This is a genomic window from Gordonia sp. NPDC127522, from assembly GCF_042672305.1.
Classification (GTDB): domain Bacteria; phylum Actinomycetota; class Actinomycetes; order Mycobacteriales; family Mycobacteriaceae; genus Gordonia; species Gordonia hongkongensis.
This window is the reverse complement of record NZ_JBHXVK010000001.1, coordinates 448,055-468,419: the sequence shown is the minus strand read 5'-3', so window position 1 is coordinate 468,419 and position 20,365 is coordinate 448,055. Positions and strand designations below refer to the sequence as shown.

Genomic DNA, 20,365 nt, shown 5'->3' with positions numbered 1-20,365 from the left:
CGCCCGGACAGGGCCCCGTCCTCTGAGGAGCACACGCGTAATGACCGAGACCGTGGAGTCCCAACCCGCCACCCTCACCGGCGGGGGCGATCAACCCCAGTTGCTCATCGGCGGCCGGTGGGCCGATCCCCATTCCACCGAGACCCTCGAGGTCCACTCCCCCGCCACCGGTGAGCGCGTCGGTTCGGTACCGCTCGCCGATGCCACCGACGTCGACGCCGCGGTCCGCGCGGCGCGCGCGGCCTTCGACTCCGGGATCTGGAGTTCGACGCCGCCCGCACAGCGCGCCGACATCATCGCGAAGGTCGCCGATCTGATCGACGAGCGGGGCGACGAGATCACCGCGCTCGTGTCGGCCGAGATGGGCGCGCCGCCGAGCGCGATCAGCACCCTCCAACAGCTCCCCGGCACCGGCGTCCTGCGCGCCTACGCCAACGCCGCCCGCGACTATCAGTGGGAGGAATACCGCACCGGCCTGTTCGGCACCACGCGGATCACCCGCGAACCGGTGGGCGTCGTCGGCGCGATATGCGCCTGGAACGTCCCACTGTTCATCACCTGCAACAAGATGGGTGCCGCGCTGGCCGCGGGCTGCTCGGTGGTGCTCAAACCCGCACCCGAGACCCCCATGACCGGCAACTATGTCGCACAGCTGTTCATCGAGGCAGGCGTTCCCGCCGAGGCGATCTCGGTGGTCACCGGTGGCACCGAGACCGGGCAGGCGCTCGTCGCACATCCCGACGTCGACAAGATCACCTTCACCGGTTCGACCGCGGCCGGCAAGGCGATCGGCGCGGCGTGCGCCCAGACCCTCAAGCGGTGTTCGCTCGAGCTGGGTGGCAAGTCGGCCGCCATCGTCCTCGATGACGTCGACCTCGCCGCGAACGCCTTCATGTTGACGTTCCTCGGCTTGTTCAACACGGGCCAGGCATGCGTCGCCCAGACGCGAATCCTGGTGCCGCGCAGCCGACAGGACGAGATCGTGGCCGCGATGGTCGAGGCCGCGAAGGCGATGAAGGTCGGGCTGCCGTCCGATCCGGAGGCCCAGCTCGGACCCCTGATCACCGAGAACCAACGGAACAAGGTGGAGGAGTACGTCGAACTCGGCAAGAAGGCCGGCGCCACCGCGGTTCTGGAAAGCGAGCGGCCGGCCGGACTCGACTCCGGCTACTTCCTCACCCCCACGATCTTCACCGGCGTCACCAACGACATGGCCATCGCGCAGGAGGAGATCTTCGGGCCCGTACTGTCGGTGATCGCCTACGACGACGTCGACGAGGCCATCGCCATCGCCAACGACTCGAGCTACGGGCTCGCCGGCACGGTGTGGACGAACGACGTCGAGCGCGGGATCGAGATCTCCACCAAGATCCGCACCGGAACCTTCGGGATCAACTGGTACGCCATCGATCCCGAGTCACCGTTCGGCGGCTACAAGAACTCGGGCATCGGCCGCGAGAACGGCCGCGAAGGTCTCGAGTCCTTCCTCGAGCACAAGTCGACGATGCTGCCGATGGGATACGAGGTGTCCACGGGTTAGACCTCCCGCCTCTCACAGGGGGGAACCGGGGCCGGACGACGTGTACGTTCGGCCCCGATTCTTGTTTCGTGCCCGCCCACAGGCAGAGAGCCGCTGACTATTGCTCCCTAATCCGAAGAGTGTGGTGAGGTGGCTGCTCAGGCCGCTCCGTGGGGTGTGATGGTGACTTCGTATCCGAGTTTGTGTAGGTCGTAGATGGCGCGGTTCTTGGTGCGTTCGGGGTGGCGTTGCTGGTGGTAGTCGGGGCCGGGTTCGTCGTAGACGACGTTGTCGGTGAGCATGATCCAGACCACGGTGAGCAGGGTGTGCTCGAGGGCGACGATCGCTTTGGGTTTGCCGCGAGAGCGGACCAGGCGCCGGTATTTGGCGTTGAGGAAGGTGCCTTTGTGGCTGGCGATCGATAACGCTGTAGCCCCGAGAGCACCTTTGAGGTGACGGTTACCGGGGCGGGTTTTGACGTTCTTGATCCGGCCGGCGGATTGGTGCTGGCCGGGGCAGACCCCCGCCCAGGAGGCCAAATGGCCTGGTGTGGGGAACTGGGCCATCTGGCCGCCGGTCTCGGCGATGATCACATCGGCGGTGGTGGTGGAGATACCCGGGATCGTGCAGATCAGGTCGCGTTTGGCTTGAAACGGCGCCATCACCTTCTCGATGCGCTCGGTCAACGCGTCGATCCGGGTGGTGTGTTCGGTGATGAAATCCAGATGCAACTCGACCAGGAACGCGTGGTGGTCGGTGAAGCGGCCCTGCAACGCCTGGGTCAACGCGGGGATTTTGCGGCGGAGTTGTTTCACCGACAACTCCGCCAACACGGCGGGATCGCGTTCACCGTTGACCAGCGCCTGCAACATGAATCGCGACGAGACTCCGTTGATATCGGAGACCACCACCGACAGTTTGATGCCGGCGTCTTCGAGGACTTTCTCCAACCGTTGAATCTCGCGGCCGCGTTCGCGGGTGATCGCGGTGCGGGTGCGGGTCAGATCGCGTAACCGTCGGATCGGTTCAGGCGGCACGAACGAGGCCCGCAACAATCCGTGGGCGGCCAGCTGCGCCAACCACGCCGCGTCCGACACATCGGTTTTGCGGCCCGGGAGGTTCTTGGCGTCGTGGGCGTTGACCAACATCACCTCGAAGGGGGCGTCTTCGAGGAGGTAGTAGAACGGTTTCCAGTAGTCGCCGGTGGCTTCCATGACCACACACGTCACCTGCTCGGCGATCAGATAGTCCCGCAGCCGCAGAATGTCACGGCTCATCGACGACCAGGTTGTGGTCTCTTGCACCGTCTTTCGGCCCGGACTAGCCAGGCGGACACAGACTTTCACATCCTTTTTGGAGACATCCATCCCGGCGCATCGGGGATGCAGCACTTCCATCTCGGTCTCCTTTCGAGTCCTCGAAAAGTGGGCTGCGGACGGGGCGAACAAATGCAGGAGTCTAATCCGCGTGCTCGTAGCAACAATCCACGATTCCCGTGGCAGGCCCCGCGCCTCACACTGAGGTACTGGCTCTTCGGCACAAGGGAGGAATTCAAGGTCACCGCATCCCACCCCTCCACTATCAACCCCCCACGCGCCGGTGACCAGCACGAACTCTTCGACCCCCACGACGGCCGCCAGGCCGCAGATACTGAGGTGCGAGGAGCGATAGCGACGAGCCACGAAGGGCCTGGTGAGGCACGCTGCGGAGCCCTTCGTGGCAGTGAGAATGGGTGTGGGTGGTTGACCGGGTCTGGGTCTGACTTACTTCGTGGCTGACGGTGCTGTCATGGGCGAGATGTGTCGGCCCGGAACCTCGGTCGGCTACCCGCACCAAGTGACCTTGAGGGCCGGGGCGGGTGTGACCTGATTAGGACCCTGTCTGGCTGGTAGGCCGTGACTCTTCACTGTCCTGTCCACCCGCCCCGGCGAGGTCATCCCACACCGCAGTGAAGGAGACACCGCCAGAATGGCTGAGACAACAGTGACCACGCAAGTGGTCGTACTCGGAGTCGATACCCATCAACAGACCCATCACGCCGCGATCGTCGCCACCGACGGCCGCCCGCTGGCTGATCGGGAGTTCCCGACCACCACCGCCGGCTACACCGAGTTGTGGCAGTGGGCGTGTGGCTTCGGTCGAGTCGAGTTCGCCGCGGTGGAATCGAGCGCCTCCTACGGGGCCGGTCTGGCACGCATGCTCACCACCGAAGGGGTGACGGTGATCGAGGTCAACACCCCGGACCTGCCGCGCCGCTACGCCAAGGGTAAGACCGATCAACTCGATGCCTACGCCGCGGCGATGGCGGTCATCACCGGCCGTGCGACCGCGGTCGCCAAAGACACCCGCGGCACAGTCGAATCGGTTCGAATGCTCACTGTGGCAAGGACTTCGGCCGTTGAGGAAGCCACCCGGATCGGTAACCAGATCCGGGATCTGTGTACCACCGCGCCCGTCGAGTTCGCCGATCAGGCCCGCCAGGCGCGCACCGTGGCCAAGCGGGCAGCGTTCATCAAGGGCCTACCGGTGCCGGCTGAGAAGGCTGATCTGTCGGCGCCGGCTGCGGCGTTCGTGCGTGCGGCACGTTCGCTGCTCGACCGACACCGGCTCGCCCAACAGGAAGTCCGTGCCCTGACCCGCGAACTCAACAGACTGCTGGCAAAGCTGGTGCCGACGCTGTTGTCGCGACCGCAGATCGGGCCGGTCACCGCCGCCCGCCTGGTGATCACCGCCGGTGACAACGTCGAGCGGATGGGGACCGAGGCACGGTTCGCCAAACTCGTCGGCGCCGCCCCGTTACCGGCATCATCGGGCAAAACCAGCCGCCACCGGCTCAACCGGGGCGGGGACCGGCAAGCCAACAGTGCTTTGCACATGATCGCGGTCGGACGCATGAAATCCCATCCACCGACCCTGGCCTACGTCGAGCGCCGTTCCGCGGAACACAAAACGAAGAAAGACATCCTCCGCTGCCTCAAGCGCTACATCGCCCGCGAAGTGTTCCGCGACCTCACCACCGACCTCGGAGCACTTGACAAGCTATAGGACCGTCTCGCTTCGCTCGCACCTCAGGGAGCAGAAAGGGGCCCGCCCGCCAACTCGAGCACCGCTGCCGCACCGGTATCGGCCGGCGGCTGGTGGGTCACCACGACGACGATGCGGTCGGGCCCGAACAGGTCCCGTTCGATCCCCAGGAGGCGCCGCAACAGCTCGTCGGAGTCCGCCTCGTCCATATGCTCGGTCGGTTCGTCGAGCAGGACGACACGCCCGGGGTGCAGCAGTGCGCGGGCGAGCAGCAGTCGCCGCCGCTGCCCGCCGCTCATCGCATCGGCCCCACCGGTGAGGACGGTGTCCAGACCGTCGGGAAGTGCTGCGGCCCAGCGCTGCAGCCCGGCGGCCGCCAGCGCGGTGTCGATCTCCTCGTCGGTGATGTCACCGCGGGCGACGCGCAGGTTCTCGCGGACCGACGTCGAGAAGATGTGTGCCTCCTCGGCGAAATAGCATCCCGCCGAACGTAACCCGATAATCGAACCGTCGCCGACATCGACCGCCTCGACGTCCCCGGCCATCGGCGGCAACAAACCTGCGAGGGTGAGGAGCAGCGTCGACTTCCCCGCCCCGCTCGGGCCCGTGACCACCAGACGCGAACCAGGTCGCAGGTCGAGATCCACGCCAGCCGCGGGACCGAGGACCTCCCGATCTCGGTGTCCCCAGCGCAAGCCCGTGGTCCTCAGACGCACCGGAGACCGATACACCTCGGCGTCGGTCACATCGACTGTTCCGTCGGCGTGCGCCCCGTCCACCAGCGCCATGAGCCTGGCCGCACTCTGTCGGCTCCGCTCGATCTGCAGCCCGGCCTCGGTGAGCGGCGCCGTGGATTCGAAGGCCGACAGCGGCAGCAGGACGAGCACACCGAGGATCATCGGCGTCAGTCCCGCCCCCGAACTCACCCCGGCGAGCGAACCCGAGGTCGCCGAGGCCAATTCGACGGCGATGACGCATGCCGCGATCAACGACGCACCCAGTGCCAGCGGAGTCGCCGCCGCGGCGGATGCCTGCCACCGGATACCCCGGTCCGTGGCGTCGAGATGGCGGCGATCCGCCGCTGCGGCCGCTGCCAGCGCGCGATGGCGTCTGCGTGCGACGACGAGTTCAGGCGCGTGCCACAGCGCCGTCGTGGCGGCCTCCGTGGCCTCGGACGCGGCCTGCGCGCCGTCGCGGATCGACCGGGCACCACCGCGTGCGGCCAGCCACGGCGCCACACCGCCGCTGACGGCCAGCGCGAGTGCGAGCACCACGGCCGCGGGCACCGAGACCAGCGCCATCACCACCACTGCCGCAAGCGATGTCGTGGCACCGATGCCGATCGGGATGAGGCCGCGGATGAGGGCGTTGCCGATCTCGTCGACGTCGTCACCGGTCCGGTTGAGCAGTTCACTCCGCCGCAACGTGACCGAGTAACCCGGTGCGCCCAACGCCAACGCCGTGTACACGCGCTGCCGCGCGGTGGCCATGGCCTGCAGGGCGAGATCGTGGGTCGCCAGCCGTTCCAGATAGCGGAACACTCCGCGCGAGATACCCAGCGCCCGGACCGCGGTGATCGCGACCGACAGGTACAGCACCGGCGGCATCTGCCACGCACGGGTGATGAGCCAGGCCGACAGCGCCGCCAGGAAGAGGGCCGAGAGCGAGCCGCCGACACCGAGCGCGAGCGCGGTGAGCGCGGGACGCCGGCGCAGGCCGAGGAAGCCCAGGGCCCGGATCAACGGATCACCGCGCATGGTCCACCTCCTCGGCCGTGCCCGCGGCTGCTGTGCCGGTGGCCGCCGGGAAGTACACCACCCGGTCCGCGTACTCGCGGGCGACTCCCCGGTGCGCCACCACGACGACGGTGTCCCCGGCCCGAGCGCGATCGCGGAGTGCGGCGAACACGTCGCGCTCGGACGCCTCGTCGAGGTGGGCGGTCGGTTCGTCGAGCAGCAGCAGCGGCGCCGGCGAGGCGAGGACTCGGGTCAGGGCGAGGCGTTGCCGTTGTCCCGCGGAGAGCCCGACCCCGCCGGTTCCCAGCACCGTGCCGAACCGGCCCGGCAGTTCACCCAGGACTGCGGCGAAGCCTGTTGCCGCGGACACCGATTCGAAGGCGTCGCGGTCCAGCGCGCCGAACAGCTCCAGGTTCTCGGCGACCGTGCCCGGCACGATCACCGGTTGCTGGGGCAGCCAGGCGATCTGTTCGTGCAGCGCCGCCGGATCGGCCTGACCGACCGGGGTGGACCCGATCAGCACCGATCCCGCGTCCGGAGCGAGCAGGCCCATCATCGCCGCCAGCATCGTCGACTTGCCCGACCCGTTCGGTCCGGCGAACACGGTCAGCGCCCCGGGTTCGATCGTCGTGCGGAGGCACTCCGGTGCCCATCCGTCGCGCCCGTGGATGCCGACGTCGAGCACGGTGATCGGTTCGCCGGCTACGCTGACCCCGCGATTCCCGGTGGCGGACAGCGGGGCCGCCTCAGACGGCGGTGTGATGAGCTCGAAGACCTGCTCGGCTGCGGTGAGGCCGTCGGTGGAATTGTGGAACTGCATGCCGACCCGACGCAGCGGCAAGTACGCCTCCGGCGCCAGGATCAACGCGAAAACGCCCGCGTACAAAGACATCTCCCCATAGACGAGACGGAGACCGATCCCCACGGCGACCAGTGCGACGCAGAGCGTGGCCAGTAACTCGAGGACAGCGCCCGACAGGAACGCGACCCGCAGCGAACTCATCGTGCTGCGGCGGTGCGCTTCACCGAGTTCGCCGACCCGAACCGCCGGGGCGCCGGCCCGGTTCAGTGCGCGCAACGTCGGCAATCCGGCGATGAGGTCGAGGAGCTGGGCGCTCAGCCGGCTCATCGTCGCCAGCTTGCGGGTGGTGCGATCGCGCGTCATCAGTCCGACGAGCACCATGAACAGCGGGATGAGGGGCAGGGTGAGGAGGATGACGAGCGCCGACGGCCAGTCGGCGAATGCGATGACCACCGTGACCGTCGGCGTCAGAACCGCCGCGGCCACCAGGGCCGGCAGGTAACCCGACAGATACGGCCCGAGGGCGTCCAGCCCGCGCAGGAGGACGGTGCTCGCGTGTTCGCGGATCGCCGTCAGCGATTGCGGTGACATGCGGGCCGGATCGGTGAGGACATCGAGGGCCTCGGCACGCATCTCCGCGATCGCACGCTCGGCGGCGCGGTGCGCGTACCGGTCGTGTCCGTATGCCATCGCGGCCCGGGCCGCCTGTGCTGCGGCCAACACGATCAGGTGAACGCCCTGCGCGGCGAACGACCGCGCCCCGGGCGACACGATCAGTTCCGAGACGATCGACGCCACCATCGCGGCCACCACGATGAGCGCGACCACCTCGGCCACCGCGAACGCCGCGGTGACCCCGACATACCGCCGCGTCGTCGGCGAATACCGCAGCAGCCGGGGGTCGAGCGGGGGCCGGGCGGTGCGTCTCACTTGCTCGGGATTCGCAACGACGGAAGTCCGGCCGGGTCCGGGATGTGCGCGACCGACAGTCGCTTTCGGAACACCCAGTAGGTCCAGGCCTGGTAGCCCATCACCACCGGGGTGATGAGCACGGCCGCCCACGTCATGATCGTGAGGGTGTAATCGCTCGACGACGTGTTCTCGATGGTGAGGTTCCACTGCGGATTCAGGGTCGACGGGATCGTGTTCGGGAACAGAACGGCGAACAGCGTGGCGACCGTGCCGGCGATCGCGACGCAGGTGAACATGAATGCGTAACCCTCGCGGCGGATCTGGGTGGCGGCCACCATGCCCACCGCGGCGACGGCGGCGATGAGCACCGGAATCCAGGTCCACGAGCTGCCGTAGGCGAACTGGGTCCACAGCAGGAACACGGCGGCCGCGATCAGCGTAGGCCAGGCCAGCCGGGCAGCGTAGCGAGCCGAATCCTCCTGCAGCACACCGGAGGTCTTCAGCGAGATGAACACCGCACCGTGGGTGAGGAACGCGAGCAGGGTGGTGGCGCCGCCGAGCAGGGCATACGGGTTGAGGAGGTTGAAGAACCCACCCGTGTACTGGGCGTCGGCGTCGATCGGGAGCCCGCGCACGATGTTGGCGAACGCCACACCCCACAGGATCGCCGGAATCCAGGAACCCAGTCCGATTCCGACGTCGCACCACACGCGCCAGCGGGGGTTGTTGATCTTGCCCCGCCACTCGATCGCGCAGACCCGCACGATGAGCCCGATGAGGATGAGGAACAGCGGTAGGTAGAACGCACTGAACATGGTTGCGTACCAACCGCCGAAGGCCGCGAACAACGCCGCGCCCGCGGTGATGAGCCAGACCTCGTTGCCGTCCCAGACCGGGCCGATGGTGTTGAGGAGCGCGCGGCGCCGTTTGTCGGGGTCGGCTTCGGGATCGTCGGCGGCGACCTTGTCGTCGCCACCGGTGTGACTCGAACCGAGGATCGGCATCAGCATGCCGACGCCGAAATCGAAGCCCTCCAGTACGAAATACCCGACGAACAGGAACGCGATGACCAGGAACCAGATTTCTTCGAGACTCATGAGCACGCTCCTCTAGTATGCGAACGAGAGCTGTTTGGGTTCATCGGAATCGGACTCGTCGTCGGTGTGGCCCGGCGGTCGCGCATCGTGTGCGGCCGGACCCTCGATGACATATCGCCGCTGCAGCATGAACCACACGACGCCGAGGGCGCCGTAGAGCAGCGTGAACCCGATCAGCGTGACGAGCACGGTGCTCGCCGAATGGTTGGAGACACCGTTCTGCACCAGCATGCTGATCCGCAGCGGGTCGAGGTCGTCCTCCCAGTTGGGCGCCACGACCCACGGCTGGCGTCCCATCTCGGTGAAGATCCAGCCGGAACTGTTGGCCAGGAACGGGGTCGGGATCATCAGCAACGCGATGAACCCGAACCGTCTGGATTCGACCACCCGCTTGCGTCGGGTGAACCACAGCCCGCCCAGGGCCACGACCACCGAGCCGAGCGCCCAGGTGATCATCGCCCGGAATGCCCAGTAGGTCACGAAGAGGTTGGGTGCGAAGTTCTGGTTCGCCGGCACGTTCGGCTGTCCGGCGAAGGCCCGGGTGTACTGCTCCTGTAGTTCCTCGACGCCCTGCAGCGTCGAATCGAAGTCGTGATTCGCGAGGAACGACAGCATCTTCGGGATCTCGATGACGTGTTCGATGTTCTCGCAGTTGTTCTGGCGGCCGATCGACAGAACCGAGAAACCCGGACCCGTCTCGGTCTCGCACAGGGACTCGGCGGACGCCATCTTCATCGGCTGCTGTTTGAACATGATCTGCGCCTGGATGTCCCCGGTGATGAACAGCGCGACACCGGAGACGATGGTGATCCACAACGCGAGTCTGGTGACCGGCCGCCAGAGGTCGCGGGCGTCGGACTCGAGGTCCTCGGGTGTGGCGTCGACGTGGCTCGGCGAGGTGCTGTCCGGGATCTCGGCCGGGTCACCGGTGTCGGCGGCCTCGCGGATCTTCTTGGCCCGCCATGAGTTCCGCGCCATCCACCAGATGCCGATGGCCGCGACGAAGGTGCCGGCGGTGAGGAAGGCGCCGGCGATGACGTGCGGGAAGGCCGCCAGGGTGGTGTTGTTGGTGAGCACCGCGACGAAGTCGTTCATGGCGGGCCGGCCGCGTTCGTCATCCCATGCGACGCCGACGGGGTGCTGCATCCACGAGTTCGCGGCGATGATGAAGTACGCCGACGCGTTGACGCCGATGGCGGCCAACCAGATGCAGGCCAGGTGCACGCGGCGCGGCAGGCGGTCCCAGCCGAAGATCCAGAGCCCGATGAACGTCGACTCGAGGAAGAAGGCGACGAGACCCTCCAGGGCCAGTGGCGCGCCGAACACATCGGCGACGAACCGGCTGTACTCGCTCCAGTTCATGCCGAACTGGAACTCCTGGACGATCCCGGTCGCGACACCGAGCGCGAAGTTGATCAGGAAGAGCTTGCCGAAGAACTTCGTGGCGCGCAGCCATTGCTCGTTGCCGGTGACATGCCACACCGTCTGCATCACCGCGATCATCGGCGCGAGGCCGATGGTCAGCGGCACCAGGATGAAGTGGTAGACGGTCGTGATCCCGAATTGCCATCTGGAGACGTCCAGAGCGTCCATATCGCCTCGAATCGAGTTGCCGGCCCCCGGGCTGCGGGGGCAGGTCGAAACCTGCCGGGAACCTACTACTACGAGTAGTAGTAAGTCGTAGGCGCGACGTTACGCCTGGTCACCAGGCTTGGACAAGCGCCAAAGGTCCCGCTGACCGGCTTGCGGCGGTGTCTTCGGACTCACCGCCTGCGGCATGTGCTCCAGGAGGGTGAGATCAGGTGCGAGTGACCGGGGTCAATTGTCGTCCACCGAGATGGCCCGATCGACCAGATCGGTGAATCTCGCCGCGTCGGGGGCGACCGGCATCACGTACCGGTTGAGATGGGTGACCCGCGCCGCGAGGGTCACGCTGCTGACCAGCCAGACCGAGTCGGCCGCCACCAGATCCTCGGGCCGTAGGACGTCGGTCTTGGTCGTCCAACCCTCCTGTTCCGCGACATCGAAAACCGCACGCACGGTGGTCGATTCGAGAATCCCGATCTCGGTGGGCGGCGTCACCAGGGTGTCGGCGTAGGCGGCGACGACCGTGGACCGGGGCCCCTCGAGGACAGCGCCTTCGCTGCTGAGGAAGATCACGTCGTCATAGCCCTCGGCAACCGCGTGCCGCAGTGCCGCCATGTTCGTCGCGTAGCTGAGGGTCTTGGCCCCGAGCAGCTGCCAGGGTGCCGAGGCGGCGAGGTCGATCGAGAAGCCGCGGGCAAGGGTGACCACTCGCACCCCTTCCGCACGGGCCGCCGACACCCGGTCGGGCACCGCGTCGACGGTGACGTACGCGGTCGGCGCCGAACCGTGCTCGCGTCCGCGGGAGTAGACGAGCCGCAGCAGTGCCTCACCCGACGACCCGTGCTTCTCCGTCCACGCCTGCGTCGCGGTCTCGATCACCGCCCGCCACTCGTCGAGATCGGGCTTGTCGAGTTCCATCGCGGCCGCACTCCGGGCCAGTCGCTCGAGATGCAGTCGGACGCATCGCGCCCGGCCGCCGCGCACGAGAAGCGTCTCGAAGATGCCGTCACCGCGCACCGCGGCCAGGTCGTCGGCGTGGAGGAAGGGAGCGTCGGCATCGTGTCGGGTGCCGTCGAGGGAGACAAGGATCGAATCCGCCATGGATAGAAGGTTGTCATGCGTCGCAGCCCCGCGCCGAATCGACCCGTAGAATCGACGCGTGAGCCGCTCACCCATCCTGACCAGGCATTCCGAGGGCGGGGCGGTGCCCGGCCCCGGCGACCTCCTCTCCGCCGACACCGCGTGGCACTACGGCGACCCCCTCGGCGAACAACGAGCCGCACAGCGTGGCGTGATCATCGTCGACAGGTCCGACCGCGCCGTTCTCGAGATCGCCGGCGCCGAACGCCTGACCTGGCTGCACACCATCAGCAGCCAGCACATCGCCACCCTCGCGGACCGGTCGAGCGCCGAGGACCTCTCTCTCGACCTCAACGGTCGTGTCGAAGAGCATTTCGTCCTCACCGACATAGACGGCGTGACGTGGATCGACACCGAGGGTTCCCGCGGCGGACCGCTGCTCGACTTCCTGACCAAGATGGTGTTCTGGGCCAAGGCCGAACCCGCCGCGCGTGCGGACATGAAGGTCCTGACGCTGATCGGGCCCGGGGCCCTCGACGGTCCGGTCGCCGATCTCCTGGAGATCGGCGCGGACGCCGTCGTGTACCAGGCGGGCGGGTTGCCCGAGTCGCACCACGAGGACGAACCACTCGGCTTCTGGCGGCGCATGCCCCCGCTCGGCGAGTACCGGGACCTGCCGGTCGTCGACCTCGTGGTACCCGAGTACGTGCTGACCCGCTGGTGGGACACGCTGACCGAGGCCGGCGCGCGAATGGCCGGCAGCTGGGCTTTCGAAGCCCTGCGCGTGGCCGCCCGCCGACCCCGGCTCGGCGCCGACACCGACGAACGCACGATCCCGCACGAGGTCGACTGGATCGGCGGTCCGGACGAGTTCGGCGCGGTCCACCTGGACAAGGGTTGCTACCGCGGCCAGGAGACCGTCGCCCGCGTCCACAACCTCGGCAAGTCGCCTCGACGGTTGGTCCTGCTGCATCTGGACGGGAGCGTCGACGAGCGACCGGTCCCCGGCGACCCGGTCACCGCCGGCGGACGAACCGTCGGCCGGGTGGGCACGGTCGTCGACCACCATGAGTGGGGTCCCATCGCGCTGGCACTCGTCAAGCGCAACGTCGGCGCCGACGTGGAGTTGTCGGTCGGGGCCGAGTCCGCCGTCAGCGCGCGGATCGATCCGGATTCGATCCGCGACGACGATCGGGTCCAGGCGGGACGCGCGGCCGTGGAACGACTCCGCAGCGGTTCGGCGGCGCCGGGACGCAACGGTTGAGCACGGGTGTGGTGCTGGCCGTGTGCGCGGCCGGCGACGACGTGATCCTCGAGGGCATCGGCCCCTCCGCCATCGACAAGCGGCCCCGCAGCGGGCGCCTCGACGTCGACGAACTCGGCCTCGTCGACGACCACGTGGGTAACAAGCGACACCACGGCGGCGTCGATCAGGCGGTGTACGCCTACGCCGATCCCGAGGCGCGCCGATGGGCCGACGAGCTCGGACGTGAGCTTCCTTACGGATGGTTCGGGGAGAACCTGCGCATCGACGGGATGGCGGTCACCGATGCGGTCGTCGGGGAGCGATGGGAAGTCGGCACCGACGGGCTGGTCCTCGAGGTGACCATCCCTCGCGTCCCCTGCAAGACCTTCGCGGTGTGGGCGGGCGAGCCACGGTGGATGAAGCGGTTCCTGGCGCAGGCAGATTTCGGCACCTACCTGCGCGTTGTCCGCAACGGCACGGTGGCGCAGGGCGATCGGGTCACCGTCGTCCACCGCCCCGGTCACGGTGTGCGATCACGTGATCTGCTCGCCGGCGGTGACGTCGAGGCGATCCGGTCGTTGCTCGCGCAGGACGGTCTACCCGCGAAGGTCCGCCGCGAGGCGACCAAGATGGTGAACAAGTCGCAAAGACGCGTCGGCGCGGCAACACAGGGTGGACAACACAAATCCTAGAGGCGCGCTAGACTGGTCCCCACGACAGAATTACTTCAAGAGAACGGGGCCGCCAATTGTTTGGCCGCCCCGTCATTGTGCGAGGGGGTCCCATATGGGCCGCGGCCGGGCAAAGGCAAAGCAGACGAAGGTTGCACGTCAGCTGAAGTACTCCACTCCGAACACCGACCTGGAAAGCTTGCAGCGCGAGCTCTCCGGACAGGGCGATCCGGTTGTAGAACGACCGGATCCGGTGGACGACTGGGTGGACGAAGAGGAGTGGCGACGCGCTTGACGCGCACACTCTTCGGGCGTTGATCTCTCGACGCCCGGGATCACCCCACATTTTCTCCGCATGAGCGGACCCGCGGCGACGCGGGACCATGACTTCGTACGCACCACCCGTTTCTGATGGGTGGTGCGTGCTCATGCGCACGTTCCGGGGTGATCCCGTCATGAACAGACACCGACGCCCGCCGAGGGAATCCCCTCCGGCGGGCGTCGGTGTTGTGTGTGCGGCTGCCCCCCGCTCCAATACTCCTGCGAGAGTTGCGGATTCACCGATCGCTAGAAGCGCGGGTGCTCCCCGAGCAGGGTCACGCGAGAGTCGTTGTCCGAGCGGTCACTCGCGCGCTTGACGGTGCCGAGGACCCAGTTGTCGACGTGCCGTGCCGTCAGCACGGCCTGCGCGCGGTCGGTGTCCTCCGGCGCGACGACCGCCACCATGCCGACGCCCATGTTGAAGGTGCGCTCCATCTCGAGCTGTTCGACCCGACCGCGCTGACCGATGAGCGCGAAGATCGGGGCCGGCGTCCACGTGTTGCGCTCGAGCTCGGCCACGAGCCCGTTCGGGATCACGCGCGCGAGGTTCTCGGCGAGGCCGCCGCCGGTGATGTGCGCGAAAGTACGCACATCCGCCTCGGCGATCAGGGCCAGGCAGTCGCGGGCATAGATCCGGGTCGGCTCGAGCAGCTCCTCCCCCAGGGTGCGACCGAACTCCTCGACGTGGCCGAACAGGTCCATGTGGCCCCACTCGAGCAGCACCTTGCGGGCGAGCGAATACCCGTTGGAGTGCAATCCCGACGACCCCATGCCGATGACGACGTCACCGGCGCGGACGCGGTCCGGGGTGAGCACGTTGTCGGCCTCGACGACACCGACCGCGGTGGCGGACATGTCGTAGTGGTTGTCCTGCATCAGGCCGGGGTGTTCGGCGGTCTCGCCGCCGAGCAGGGCGCAACCGGCTTCGACGCAGCCGTCGGCGACGCCGGCGACGATCTGGGCCACCGTCTCGGGGACCACCTTGCCGACCGCGATGTAGTCCTGCAGGAACAGCGGCTCGGCGCCGCAGACGACCAGGTCGTCGACACACATCGCGACGAGATCGCGGCCGACGGTGTCGTGCTTGTCGATGGCCTGTGCAACGGCGAGCTTGGTGCCGACGCCGTCGCTGGCAGCGGCCAGGACCGGCTCCCGATAGTTGCCCTTGAGTGCGAACAGACCGGAGAAACCGCCGATCCCGCCGAGAACCTCCGGGCGAGACGCACGCTTGGCATGGGGCGCGATGAGTTCCACAGCCCGCTCACCGGCGTCGATGTCGACCCCGGCCGCCGCATACGACGCCGGTGTCGAGCTCCCGGCCGTCTCGTCGGCAGCAGCATCCCGCTCCGTCATCACCGCAGCACTCCCGTTCCAGAAAATCTCGGTCGAACGTTGTTTCCGGCGTGTTCGCCGACGGGTCATACGGTACCGGAGGGCCTACGGCACAAAATCAGGGCCGCATGACCGCGCTGACGTTGTCGTTCGGCTGGGTCAGCGGGTCCACCGAGCGGTCGCCGGCCGCGCTCGCCAGCATCTGTTCGAGGACCGCCTTGCCCATCGAGGTCTCCTTGGGCAGCTCGATCGGGTACTTGCCGTCGAAGCACGCAGCGCACAGGGTCGACGCGGCCTGCCCGGTCGAGTTGATCATCTCGTCGATGCTGATGTAGCCCAGCGAATCGGCACCGATGGCCTGCCGGACCCCCTCGACCATCCCGGCCTCGGACTCCATGCCGTTGGCGATCAGTTCCGCCGGCGACGCGAAGTCGATCCCGTAGAAGCACGGCCACCGGACCGGGCTCGACGCGATGCGGACGTGCACCTCGGCGGCACCGGCCTCGCGCAGCATCCGGATGAGCGCGCGCTGCGTGTTGCCGCGCACGATCGAGTCGTCGACGACGACGAGCCGTTTGCCGCGGATCACCTCGCGCAACGGATTGAGCTTCAGGCGGATACCGAGCTGGCGGATCGTCTGCGAGGGCTGGATGAAGGTACGGCCGACGTAGGCGTTCTTCATCAGTCCCTGGCCGTACGGAATCCCGGATTCCTGGGCGAACCCGACGGCCGCCGGCACGCCCGACTCCGGTACCGGGATGACCAGGTCACCCTCGGCGGGGTGTTCCTTGGCGAGTCGGCGACCGATTTCGACGCGGGTCGAATGCACCGAACGACCGTGGATCACCGAGTCGGGACGGGCGAGATAGACGTATTCGAAGACGCACCCGCTGGGGGTCGGCTCGGCGAAGCGCGTGCTGCGCACGCCGTCGGCGTCGATGGCCAGCAGCTCGCCCGGCTCGATGTCGCGGACGAACGACGCACCCACGATGTCGAGGGCGGCGGTCTCCGACGCGACCACCCAGCCACGGTCGAGGCGGCCCAGCGACAGCGGACGCACCCCGTGCGGGTCGCGCGCGGCGTAGAGCGTGTGCTCGTCCATGAAGGTCAGGCAGAACGCGCCCTTGAGCGTGGGCAGTAGTTCCATCGCGGCCTGCTCGATCGAGCTGTCCGCGGCGCCGTGCGCGAGGAGCGCACCGACGACATCGGAGTCCGACGTCGCCGCCGAACTCTTGATCCCCTGCTCACGTGCACGCGCCGCGAGGTCCGCGGTGTTGACCAGGTTGCCGTTGTGGCCCAGGGCGACGCCGGTCCCGGCGTCGGTCGTGCGGAAGATCGGCTGCGAGTTCTCCCAGGTCGTCGAGCCGGTGGTGGAGTACCGGCAGTGGCCGATCGCCACATGCCCGCTCATCGCACCCAGCGTCTGCTCGTCGAAGACCTGGCTGACGAGTCCGAGGTCCTTGAACACGACCACCTGGCTGCCGTCGCCGACGGCGATGCCCGCGGCTTCCTGGCCGCGGTGCTGCAGGGCATAGAGGCCGTAGTAGCTCAGCTTGGCGACGTCCTCGCCCGGCGCCCAGACCCCGAAGACACCGCATTCCTCACGCGGTTCGTTCTCGGGTTCGTCCAGCGGGGCCGGGTTGACCGCACCCGCGCCGCGTGCGGAGCATCCGCCCGCCGGCGTCGTGGCAGCGAGCAGGTTCATGTGGGCGATCGAATGATCAGGCATCGACTAGCTCCCTGGGGCTGCGAATCGGTCCGTCGAGTGGGCTGGGAGACGTTCGTGAGTTTACGGGTCGGTCGGCTCCCGATGCGAATCTTCCAGCGGTGTCGACCGGCGGGTCATTCCCGACGCCCCGACCGAGTGATGCATCACACTCCTATTCCCGACCGCCCGGCGGGCCGATCGGGATGAGCGGCAGCAGGTCGGCGATGAGTGCCGCGCGATGCCCGGACGCATCCACCAGGCCGGCGGCGAGGGCGTCGTCGTAGGTGAGGACACCGGTGACGAGGAGCAACCAGGTCCGCGGCGCCATCTCGACGACGTTCGGCGGCGTCCCGCGGGTGTGACGGGGACCTTCGATGCACTGGACCGCGACGAACGGGGGCACCCGGACCTCGACCGAGTTCCCGGGGGCGAGCTGCTCGAGCGTCCGGGCCGATCGACGGACGGCGTCGGCGAGGGCGGCGCGCCCCGGGGTCGGCACGGTCGGGTCGACGAGCCAGTCCGAGACGGCCAGCACCGCGGCCCGGACCTCGGCGGGGTCCACTCTCCTGCGTGGTGGCACCCTGCCATCTTCGCAAGAGGATTCGTGCCGTTGCGGATCGGGCAGTATTGACCGCATGGGAGCCGAGGTGTCCAAACAGCAGTTCACCGGCGAGGACCGGGTTCGTTTCCGGCGTCAGGTGGGTCGCGGCACGGAAGCGATCGCGCGGATGCTCGCCGACGGTCTGTTCACCGATCAGGGCCGTCCGCCGAAGCCGTTGCTCGGCATGGAGGTCGAACTGAATCTCGTCGACGAGGACATGCAGCCCGCGATGGCGAACGCCGCCGTGCTCGAGGCGATCGCCGATCCGGACTATCAGACCGAACTCGGCCAGTTCAACATCGAGATCAACGTCTCGCCGCGACCGTTCACGACCGACGACACGATCTCGCTCGAGCAGGCGCTGCGGACGTCGCTCAACCGGGCCGAGCAGCGGGCCGCACAGACGTCGAGCCACCTGGTCATGATCGGCATGTTGCCGACGCTGAAGTCCGAACACTTCGCGCACCACTGGATCTCGGCGAACCCACGCTACGACCTGCTGAACGAGCAGATCTTCGCCGCCCGCGGCGAGGATCTCGAGATCGACATCACCGGTGTCCCGCTGACCGATGGGCACCACACCGAGCACCTGCGCACCTCAACCGATTCGATCCTGCCCGAGGCGGCGTGCACCTCGTTACAGCTACACCTGCGGGTCGCGCCGGAAGACTTCGCCTCGCACTGGAATGCGGCACAGGCCATCGCCGGGGTGCAGGTCGCCCTGGCCGGGAACTCGCCGTTCCTCGCCGAGACCGCGTTGTGGCACGAGAGCCGCATCCCGGTCTTCGAACAGGCCACCGACACCCGGCCGCTGGAGCTGAAGAACCAGGGCGTCCGGCCGCGAGTGTGGTTCGGGGAGCGATGGATCAACACGATCTTCGACCTCTTCGAGGAGAACACGCGGTACTTCCCCGCACTCCTTCCCGTCTGCACCGACACCGACCCGCTCGCCGAACTCGACGACGGACGCATCCCGACCCTCGACGAACTGCGTCTGCACAACGGGACCGTGTACCGCTGGAACCGCCCGGTCTACGACATCCACGAGGGACAGGCCCATCTGCGCGTCGAGAACCGCGTGCTGCCCGCCGGTCCCACGGTCGTCGACACGATGGCCAACGCCGCGTTCTACTACGGCGTCGTCCGGGGCCTCGTCGAATCCGATCGGCCGCTGTGGTCGCGGATGTCGTTCAATGCCGCCGCCGAGAACCTGCAGTCCGGCGCCCGCACCGGCATGGAGTCGCAGCTCTACTGGCCCGACGTCGGCTGGGTGCGACCCGACGAACTCGTCCTGCGCCGGTTGCTCGTGCTCGCCGAGGACGGTTTGCAGAGATTCGGCGTCTCCGACAAGGCCCGCAAGCGCTACCTGTCGGTCATCGAGGGCCGGTGCATCTCCCGCCAGACCGGGTCGGTCTGGCAACGCCAGGCGGTCGCGGCCCGCGAACGCGCGGGCGAGAGCCGGACACAGGCGCTGCACGGGATGCTCCGCGACTACGTGACACAGATGCACGAGGGCGAGCCGGTGCACACCTGGGAGGTCTGACCGCCCCCGTCCGCCGCCCGACCCGACGCATGCTTTAATGGAAACAATTACCATTAGGGAGGCGTCGTTGAAGGTTCGTGCATCCATCCGTTCATTGAAGAACCAGCCCGGGTCACAGTTGGTCAAGCGCAAGGGGCGCATCTACGTGATCAACAAGAACAACCCGCGATTCAAGGCACGGCAGGGCTGATCCGGTCAGGCACACATCCAGGTTGGTCCCTACCAGAGGTCCGGACCCCGCTGCGCTGCGATACTCGATCACGTGCGTTCACAGGAGCGGATCGTCAAAGCAACCCTCGAACTGGTTGCCGATCGAGGTTTCGAGGGCGTCACCGTGTCAGCGGTGGCGGACCGGGCGGGAGTCTCGCGACAGACGATCTACACCACCTTCGCGACCCGCGAGAACATGCTGTCCCAGTCACTTGAGGCACTGACACTCCGGCTGCTCGACGACCTGCGAGCACAGCTGGCAACGGCGACGACTCTCCGCGACTACGTGATCGAGTTCGTCGTCACCAGCCGACGACTGGTGGCAGCGAATCCCGCTCTGATGGCGGTCTTTCGATCCGGGAATGCCAATCCGCTTTTCCACACAGACACCTGGAGTCGCGCGCGCGCCGTGACACATGAAGTCATGGGCACGTCCACCAACCTCCCCCTCGACGGGCGTTCTTTCGCCGACGTGGCCGACTTCGTGCTACACCTCAATCTCTCGGTGATGCTCCTGGACTCCGATCGCGACGACGCGGAATTGCGGACCTTCCTGGCGAGCTGGATCCGGATCTGATCCGCTCCCCAGGCGCTTGACGCCTGCGATGCGATCTGTCAACCGCGCAGGTCGAGTTGCAACCTTCACGCGCACCCGTTCAGGCGCGCCGACAACCCACCCACCCACGCAACCTGGGCTTGTCGGGACGATGCGGTTGGGCGCGCACCGCCCGCGCTTGCCGAGTCGATGACCGATCCATTCTCAAACCTTGCTCACTGCAACGACACTCGACATCACCGCCGAACGGCGGAGCGTCGACGGCTCGTCGCCTACGGATTCCGGTCCGCGAGACCGCGACTCGCTCGGACACGGCACACGTCCGACGTCCGGCATCGCGCACACCTGCCACCGACCGGTCCGCACAGATTGACACCTGGCCAAACAAGTGTCTAGTTTGTGATCTGGGTCATCACTGGT

Annotated in this window: 17 protein-coding genes; 8 read left to right on the top strand and 9 right to left on the bottom strand. The window is 67.5% G+C overall.

What is annotated here, in order from left to right:
* Positions 1–40: 40 nt before the first annotated feature.
* Positions 41–1,540, top strand: a complete 1,500-nt coding sequence (locus tag ACFVHY_RS02170; RefSeq protein ID WP_390267801.1) for an aldehyde dehydrogenase — start codon at positions 41–43, stop codon at positions 1,538–1,540.
* 137 nt (positions 1,541–1,677) lie between these two features.
* Here the strand turns inward: ACFVHY_RS02170 and ACFVHY_RS02165 are convergent, their stop codons facing one another.
* Complete coding sequence (locus ACFVHY_RS02165) at positions 1,678–2,916, bottom strand: IS110 family transposase (RefSeq protein ID WP_390268801.1); 1,239 nt, start codon at positions 2,914–2,916, stop codon at positions 1,678–1,680.
* Positions 2,917–3,487: 571 nt separating this feature from the next.
* On the opposite strand from ACFVHY_RS02165, the gene ACFVHY_RS02160 reads away from it, so the two are divergent.
* Positions 3,488–4,564 carry an IS110 family transposase gene (locus ACFVHY_RS02160; protein ID WP_390267798.1) on the top strand — a complete coding sequence of 359 codons (1,077 nt, stop codon included), beginning with the start codon at positions 3,488–3,490 and terminating at the stop codon, positions 4,562–4,564.
* A gap of 23 nt (positions 4,565–4,587) precedes the next feature.
* Here ACFVHY_RS02160 and cydC read toward each other — a convergent pair whose 3' ends face one another.
* The 5 genes from cydC to ACFVHY_RS02135 all read right to left on the bottom strand — a co-directional run bounded on the left by cydC (position 4,588) and on the right by ACFVHY_RS02135 (position 11,778).
* Positions 4,588–6,300, bottom strand: coding sequence for a thiol reductant ABC exporter subunit CydC (gene cydC, locus ACFVHY_RS02155; RefSeq protein WP_390267795.1), 1,713 nt, complete (start codon positions 6,298–6,300; stop codon positions 4,588–4,590).
* Positions 6,290–8,011 carry a thiol reductant ABC exporter subunit CydD gene (cydD, locus tag ACFVHY_RS02150; RefSeq protein ID WP_390267792.1) on the bottom strand — a complete coding sequence of 574 codons (1,722 nt, stop codon included), beginning with the start codon at positions 8,009–8,011 and terminating at the stop codon, positions 6,290–6,292. The genes cydC and cydD overlap by 11 nt, the downstream gene beginning before the upstream one ends.
* Positions 8,008–9,090, bottom strand: coding sequence for a cytochrome d ubiquinol oxidase subunit II (gene cydB / locus ACFVHY_RS02145; RefSeq protein WP_390267789.1), 1,083 nt, complete (start codon positions 9,088–9,090; stop codon positions 8,008–8,010). Before cydB ends, cydD begins: the two co-directional genes overlap by 4 nt.
* Positions 9,091–9,102: 12 nt before the next feature.
* Complete coding sequence (locus ACFVHY_RS02140) at positions 9,103–10,683, bottom strand: cytochrome ubiquinol oxidase subunit I (protein WP_390267786.1); 1,581 nt, start codon at positions 10,681–10,683, stop codon at positions 9,103–9,105.
* 225 nt (positions 10,684–10,908) lie between these two features.
* Positions 10,909–11,778, bottom strand: a complete 870-nt coding sequence (locus tag ACFVHY_RS02135) for an aminodeoxychorismate lyase (protein WP_390267783.1) — start codon at positions 11,776–11,778, stop codon at positions 10,909–10,911.
* Between the two features lie 58 nt (positions 11,779–11,836).
* Between ACFVHY_RS02135 and ACFVHY_RS02130 the strand changes: the two genes are divergently transcribed.
* The 3 genes from ACFVHY_RS02130 to ACFVHY_RS02120 all read left to right on the top strand — a co-directional run bounded on the left by ACFVHY_RS02130 (position 11,837) and on the right by ACFVHY_RS02120 (position 13,969).
* The gene (locus tag ACFVHY_RS02130; RefSeq protein WP_390267780.1) at positions 11,837–13,021 is read left to right on the top strand and encodes a YgfZ/GcvT domain-containing protein; all 1,185 of its coding nucleotides are present in this window, start codon (positions 11,837–11,839) and stop codon (positions 13,019–13,021) included.
* Positions 13,018–13,695 carry an MOSC domain-containing protein gene (locus ACFVHY_RS02125; RefSeq protein WP_390267777.1) on the top strand — a complete coding sequence of 226 codons (678 nt, stop codon included), beginning with the start codon at positions 13,018–13,020 and terminating at the stop codon, positions 13,693–13,695. The genes ACFVHY_RS02130 and ACFVHY_RS02125 overlap by 4 nt, the downstream gene beginning before the upstream one ends.
* 94 nt (positions 13,696–13,789) lie before the next feature.
* Positions 13,790–13,969, top strand: coding sequence for a DUF3073 domain-containing protein (locus ACFVHY_RS02120; protein ID WP_010842099.1), 180 nt, complete (start codon positions 13,790–13,792; stop codon positions 13,967–13,969).
* Between the two features lie 272 nt (positions 13,970–14,241).
* Here ACFVHY_RS02120 and purM read toward each other — a convergent pair whose 3' ends face one another.
* The 3 genes from purM to ACFVHY_RS02105 all read right to left on the bottom strand — a co-directional run bounded on the left by purM (position 14,242) and on the right by ACFVHY_RS02105 (position 17,615).
* Entirely contained in the window at positions 14,242–15,348 is a 1,107-nt protein-coding gene (gene purM, locus ACFVHY_RS02115; RefSeq protein ID WP_390267774.1) for a phosphoribosylformylglycinamidine cyclo-ligase, read from the bottom strand.
* 97 nt (positions 15,349–15,445) lie between these two features.
* Positions 15,446–17,056: an amidophosphoribosyltransferase gene (gene purF / locus ACFVHY_RS02110; protein WP_390267771.1), complete on the bottom strand. Its 1,611-nt coding sequence runs from the start codon at positions 17,054–17,056 to the stop codon at positions 15,446–15,448.
* A 151-nt stretch (positions 17,057–17,207) separates the two neighbouring features.
* Positions 17,208–17,615 carry a sterol carrier family protein gene (locus tag ACFVHY_RS02105; protein WP_390267768.1) on the bottom strand — a complete coding sequence of 136 codons (408 nt, stop codon included), beginning with the start codon at positions 17,613–17,615 and terminating at the stop codon, positions 17,208–17,210.
* 55 nt (positions 17,616–17,670) lie between these two features.
* On the opposite strand from ACFVHY_RS02105, the gene ACFVHY_RS02100 reads away from it, so the two are divergent.
* The 3 genes from ACFVHY_RS02100 to ACFVHY_RS02090 all read left to right on the top strand — a co-directional run bounded on the left by ACFVHY_RS02100 (position 17,671) and on the right by ACFVHY_RS02090 (position 19,966).
* Positions 17,671–19,179 (top strand): glutamate--cysteine ligase, encoded by a 1,509-nt coding sequence (locus ACFVHY_RS02100; RefSeq protein WP_068972217.1) that lies wholly within the window; start codon positions 17,671–17,673, stop codon positions 19,177–19,179.
* Between the two features lie 67 nt (positions 19,180–19,246).
* Positions 19,247–19,369, top strand: a complete 123-nt coding sequence (gene ykgO / locus ACFVHY_RS02095) for a type B 50S ribosomal protein L36 (RefSeq protein ID WP_390267765.1) — start codon at positions 19,247–19,249, stop codon at positions 19,367–19,369.
* A gap of 72 nt (positions 19,370–19,441) precedes the next feature.
* Positions 19,442–19,966 (top strand): TetR/AcrR family transcriptional regulator, encoded by a 525-nt coding sequence (locus ACFVHY_RS02090; protein ID WP_390267762.1) that lies wholly within the window; start codon positions 19,442–19,444, stop codon positions 19,964–19,966.
* Positions 19,967–20,365: the final 399 nt, after the last annotated feature.

Coding starts and splice junctions, on each gene's coding strand:
- cydB (WP_390267789.1), bottom strand. CDS start 9,090: ATGAGTCTCGAAGAAATCTGGTTCCTGGTCATCGCGTTCCTGTTCGTC.
- ACFVHY_RS02170 (WP_390267801.1), top strand. CDS start 41: ATGACCGAGACCGTGGAGTCCCAACCCGCCACCCTCACCGGCGGGGGC.
- ACFVHY_RS02100 (WP_068972217.1), top strand. CDS start 17,671: ATGGGAGCCGAGGTGTCCAAACAGCAGTTCACCGGCGAGGACCGGGTT.
- cydC (WP_390267795.1), bottom strand. CDS start 6,300: ATGCGCGGTGATCCGTTGATCCGGGCCCTGGGCTTCCTCGGCCTGCGC.
- ACFVHY_RS02165 (WP_390268801.1), bottom strand. CDS start 2,916: ATGGAAGTGCTGCATCCCCGATGCGCCGGGATGGATGTCTCCAAAAAG.
- ACFVHY_RS02120 (WP_010842099.1), top strand. CDS start 13,790: ATGGGCCGCGGCCGGGCAAAGGCAAAGCAGACGAAGGTTGCACGTCAG.
- purM (WP_390267774.1), bottom strand. CDS start 15,348: ATGACGGAGCGGGATGCTGCTGCCGACGAGACGGCCGGGAGCTCGACA.
- ACFVHY_RS02135 (WP_390267783.1), bottom strand. CDS start 11,778: ATGGCGGATTCGATCCTTGTCTCCCTCGACGGCACCCGACACGATGCC.
- ACFVHY_RS02160 (WP_390267798.1), top strand. CDS start 3,488: ATGGCTGAGACAACAGTGACCACGCAAGTGGTCGTACTCGGAGTCGAT.
- purF (WP_390267771.1), bottom strand. CDS start 17,056: ATGCCTGATCATTCGATCGCCCACATGAACCTGCTCGCTGCCACGACG.
- ACFVHY_RS02140 (WP_390267786.1), bottom strand. CDS start 10,683: ATGGACGCTCTGGACGTCTCCAGATGGCAATTCGGGATCACGACCGTC.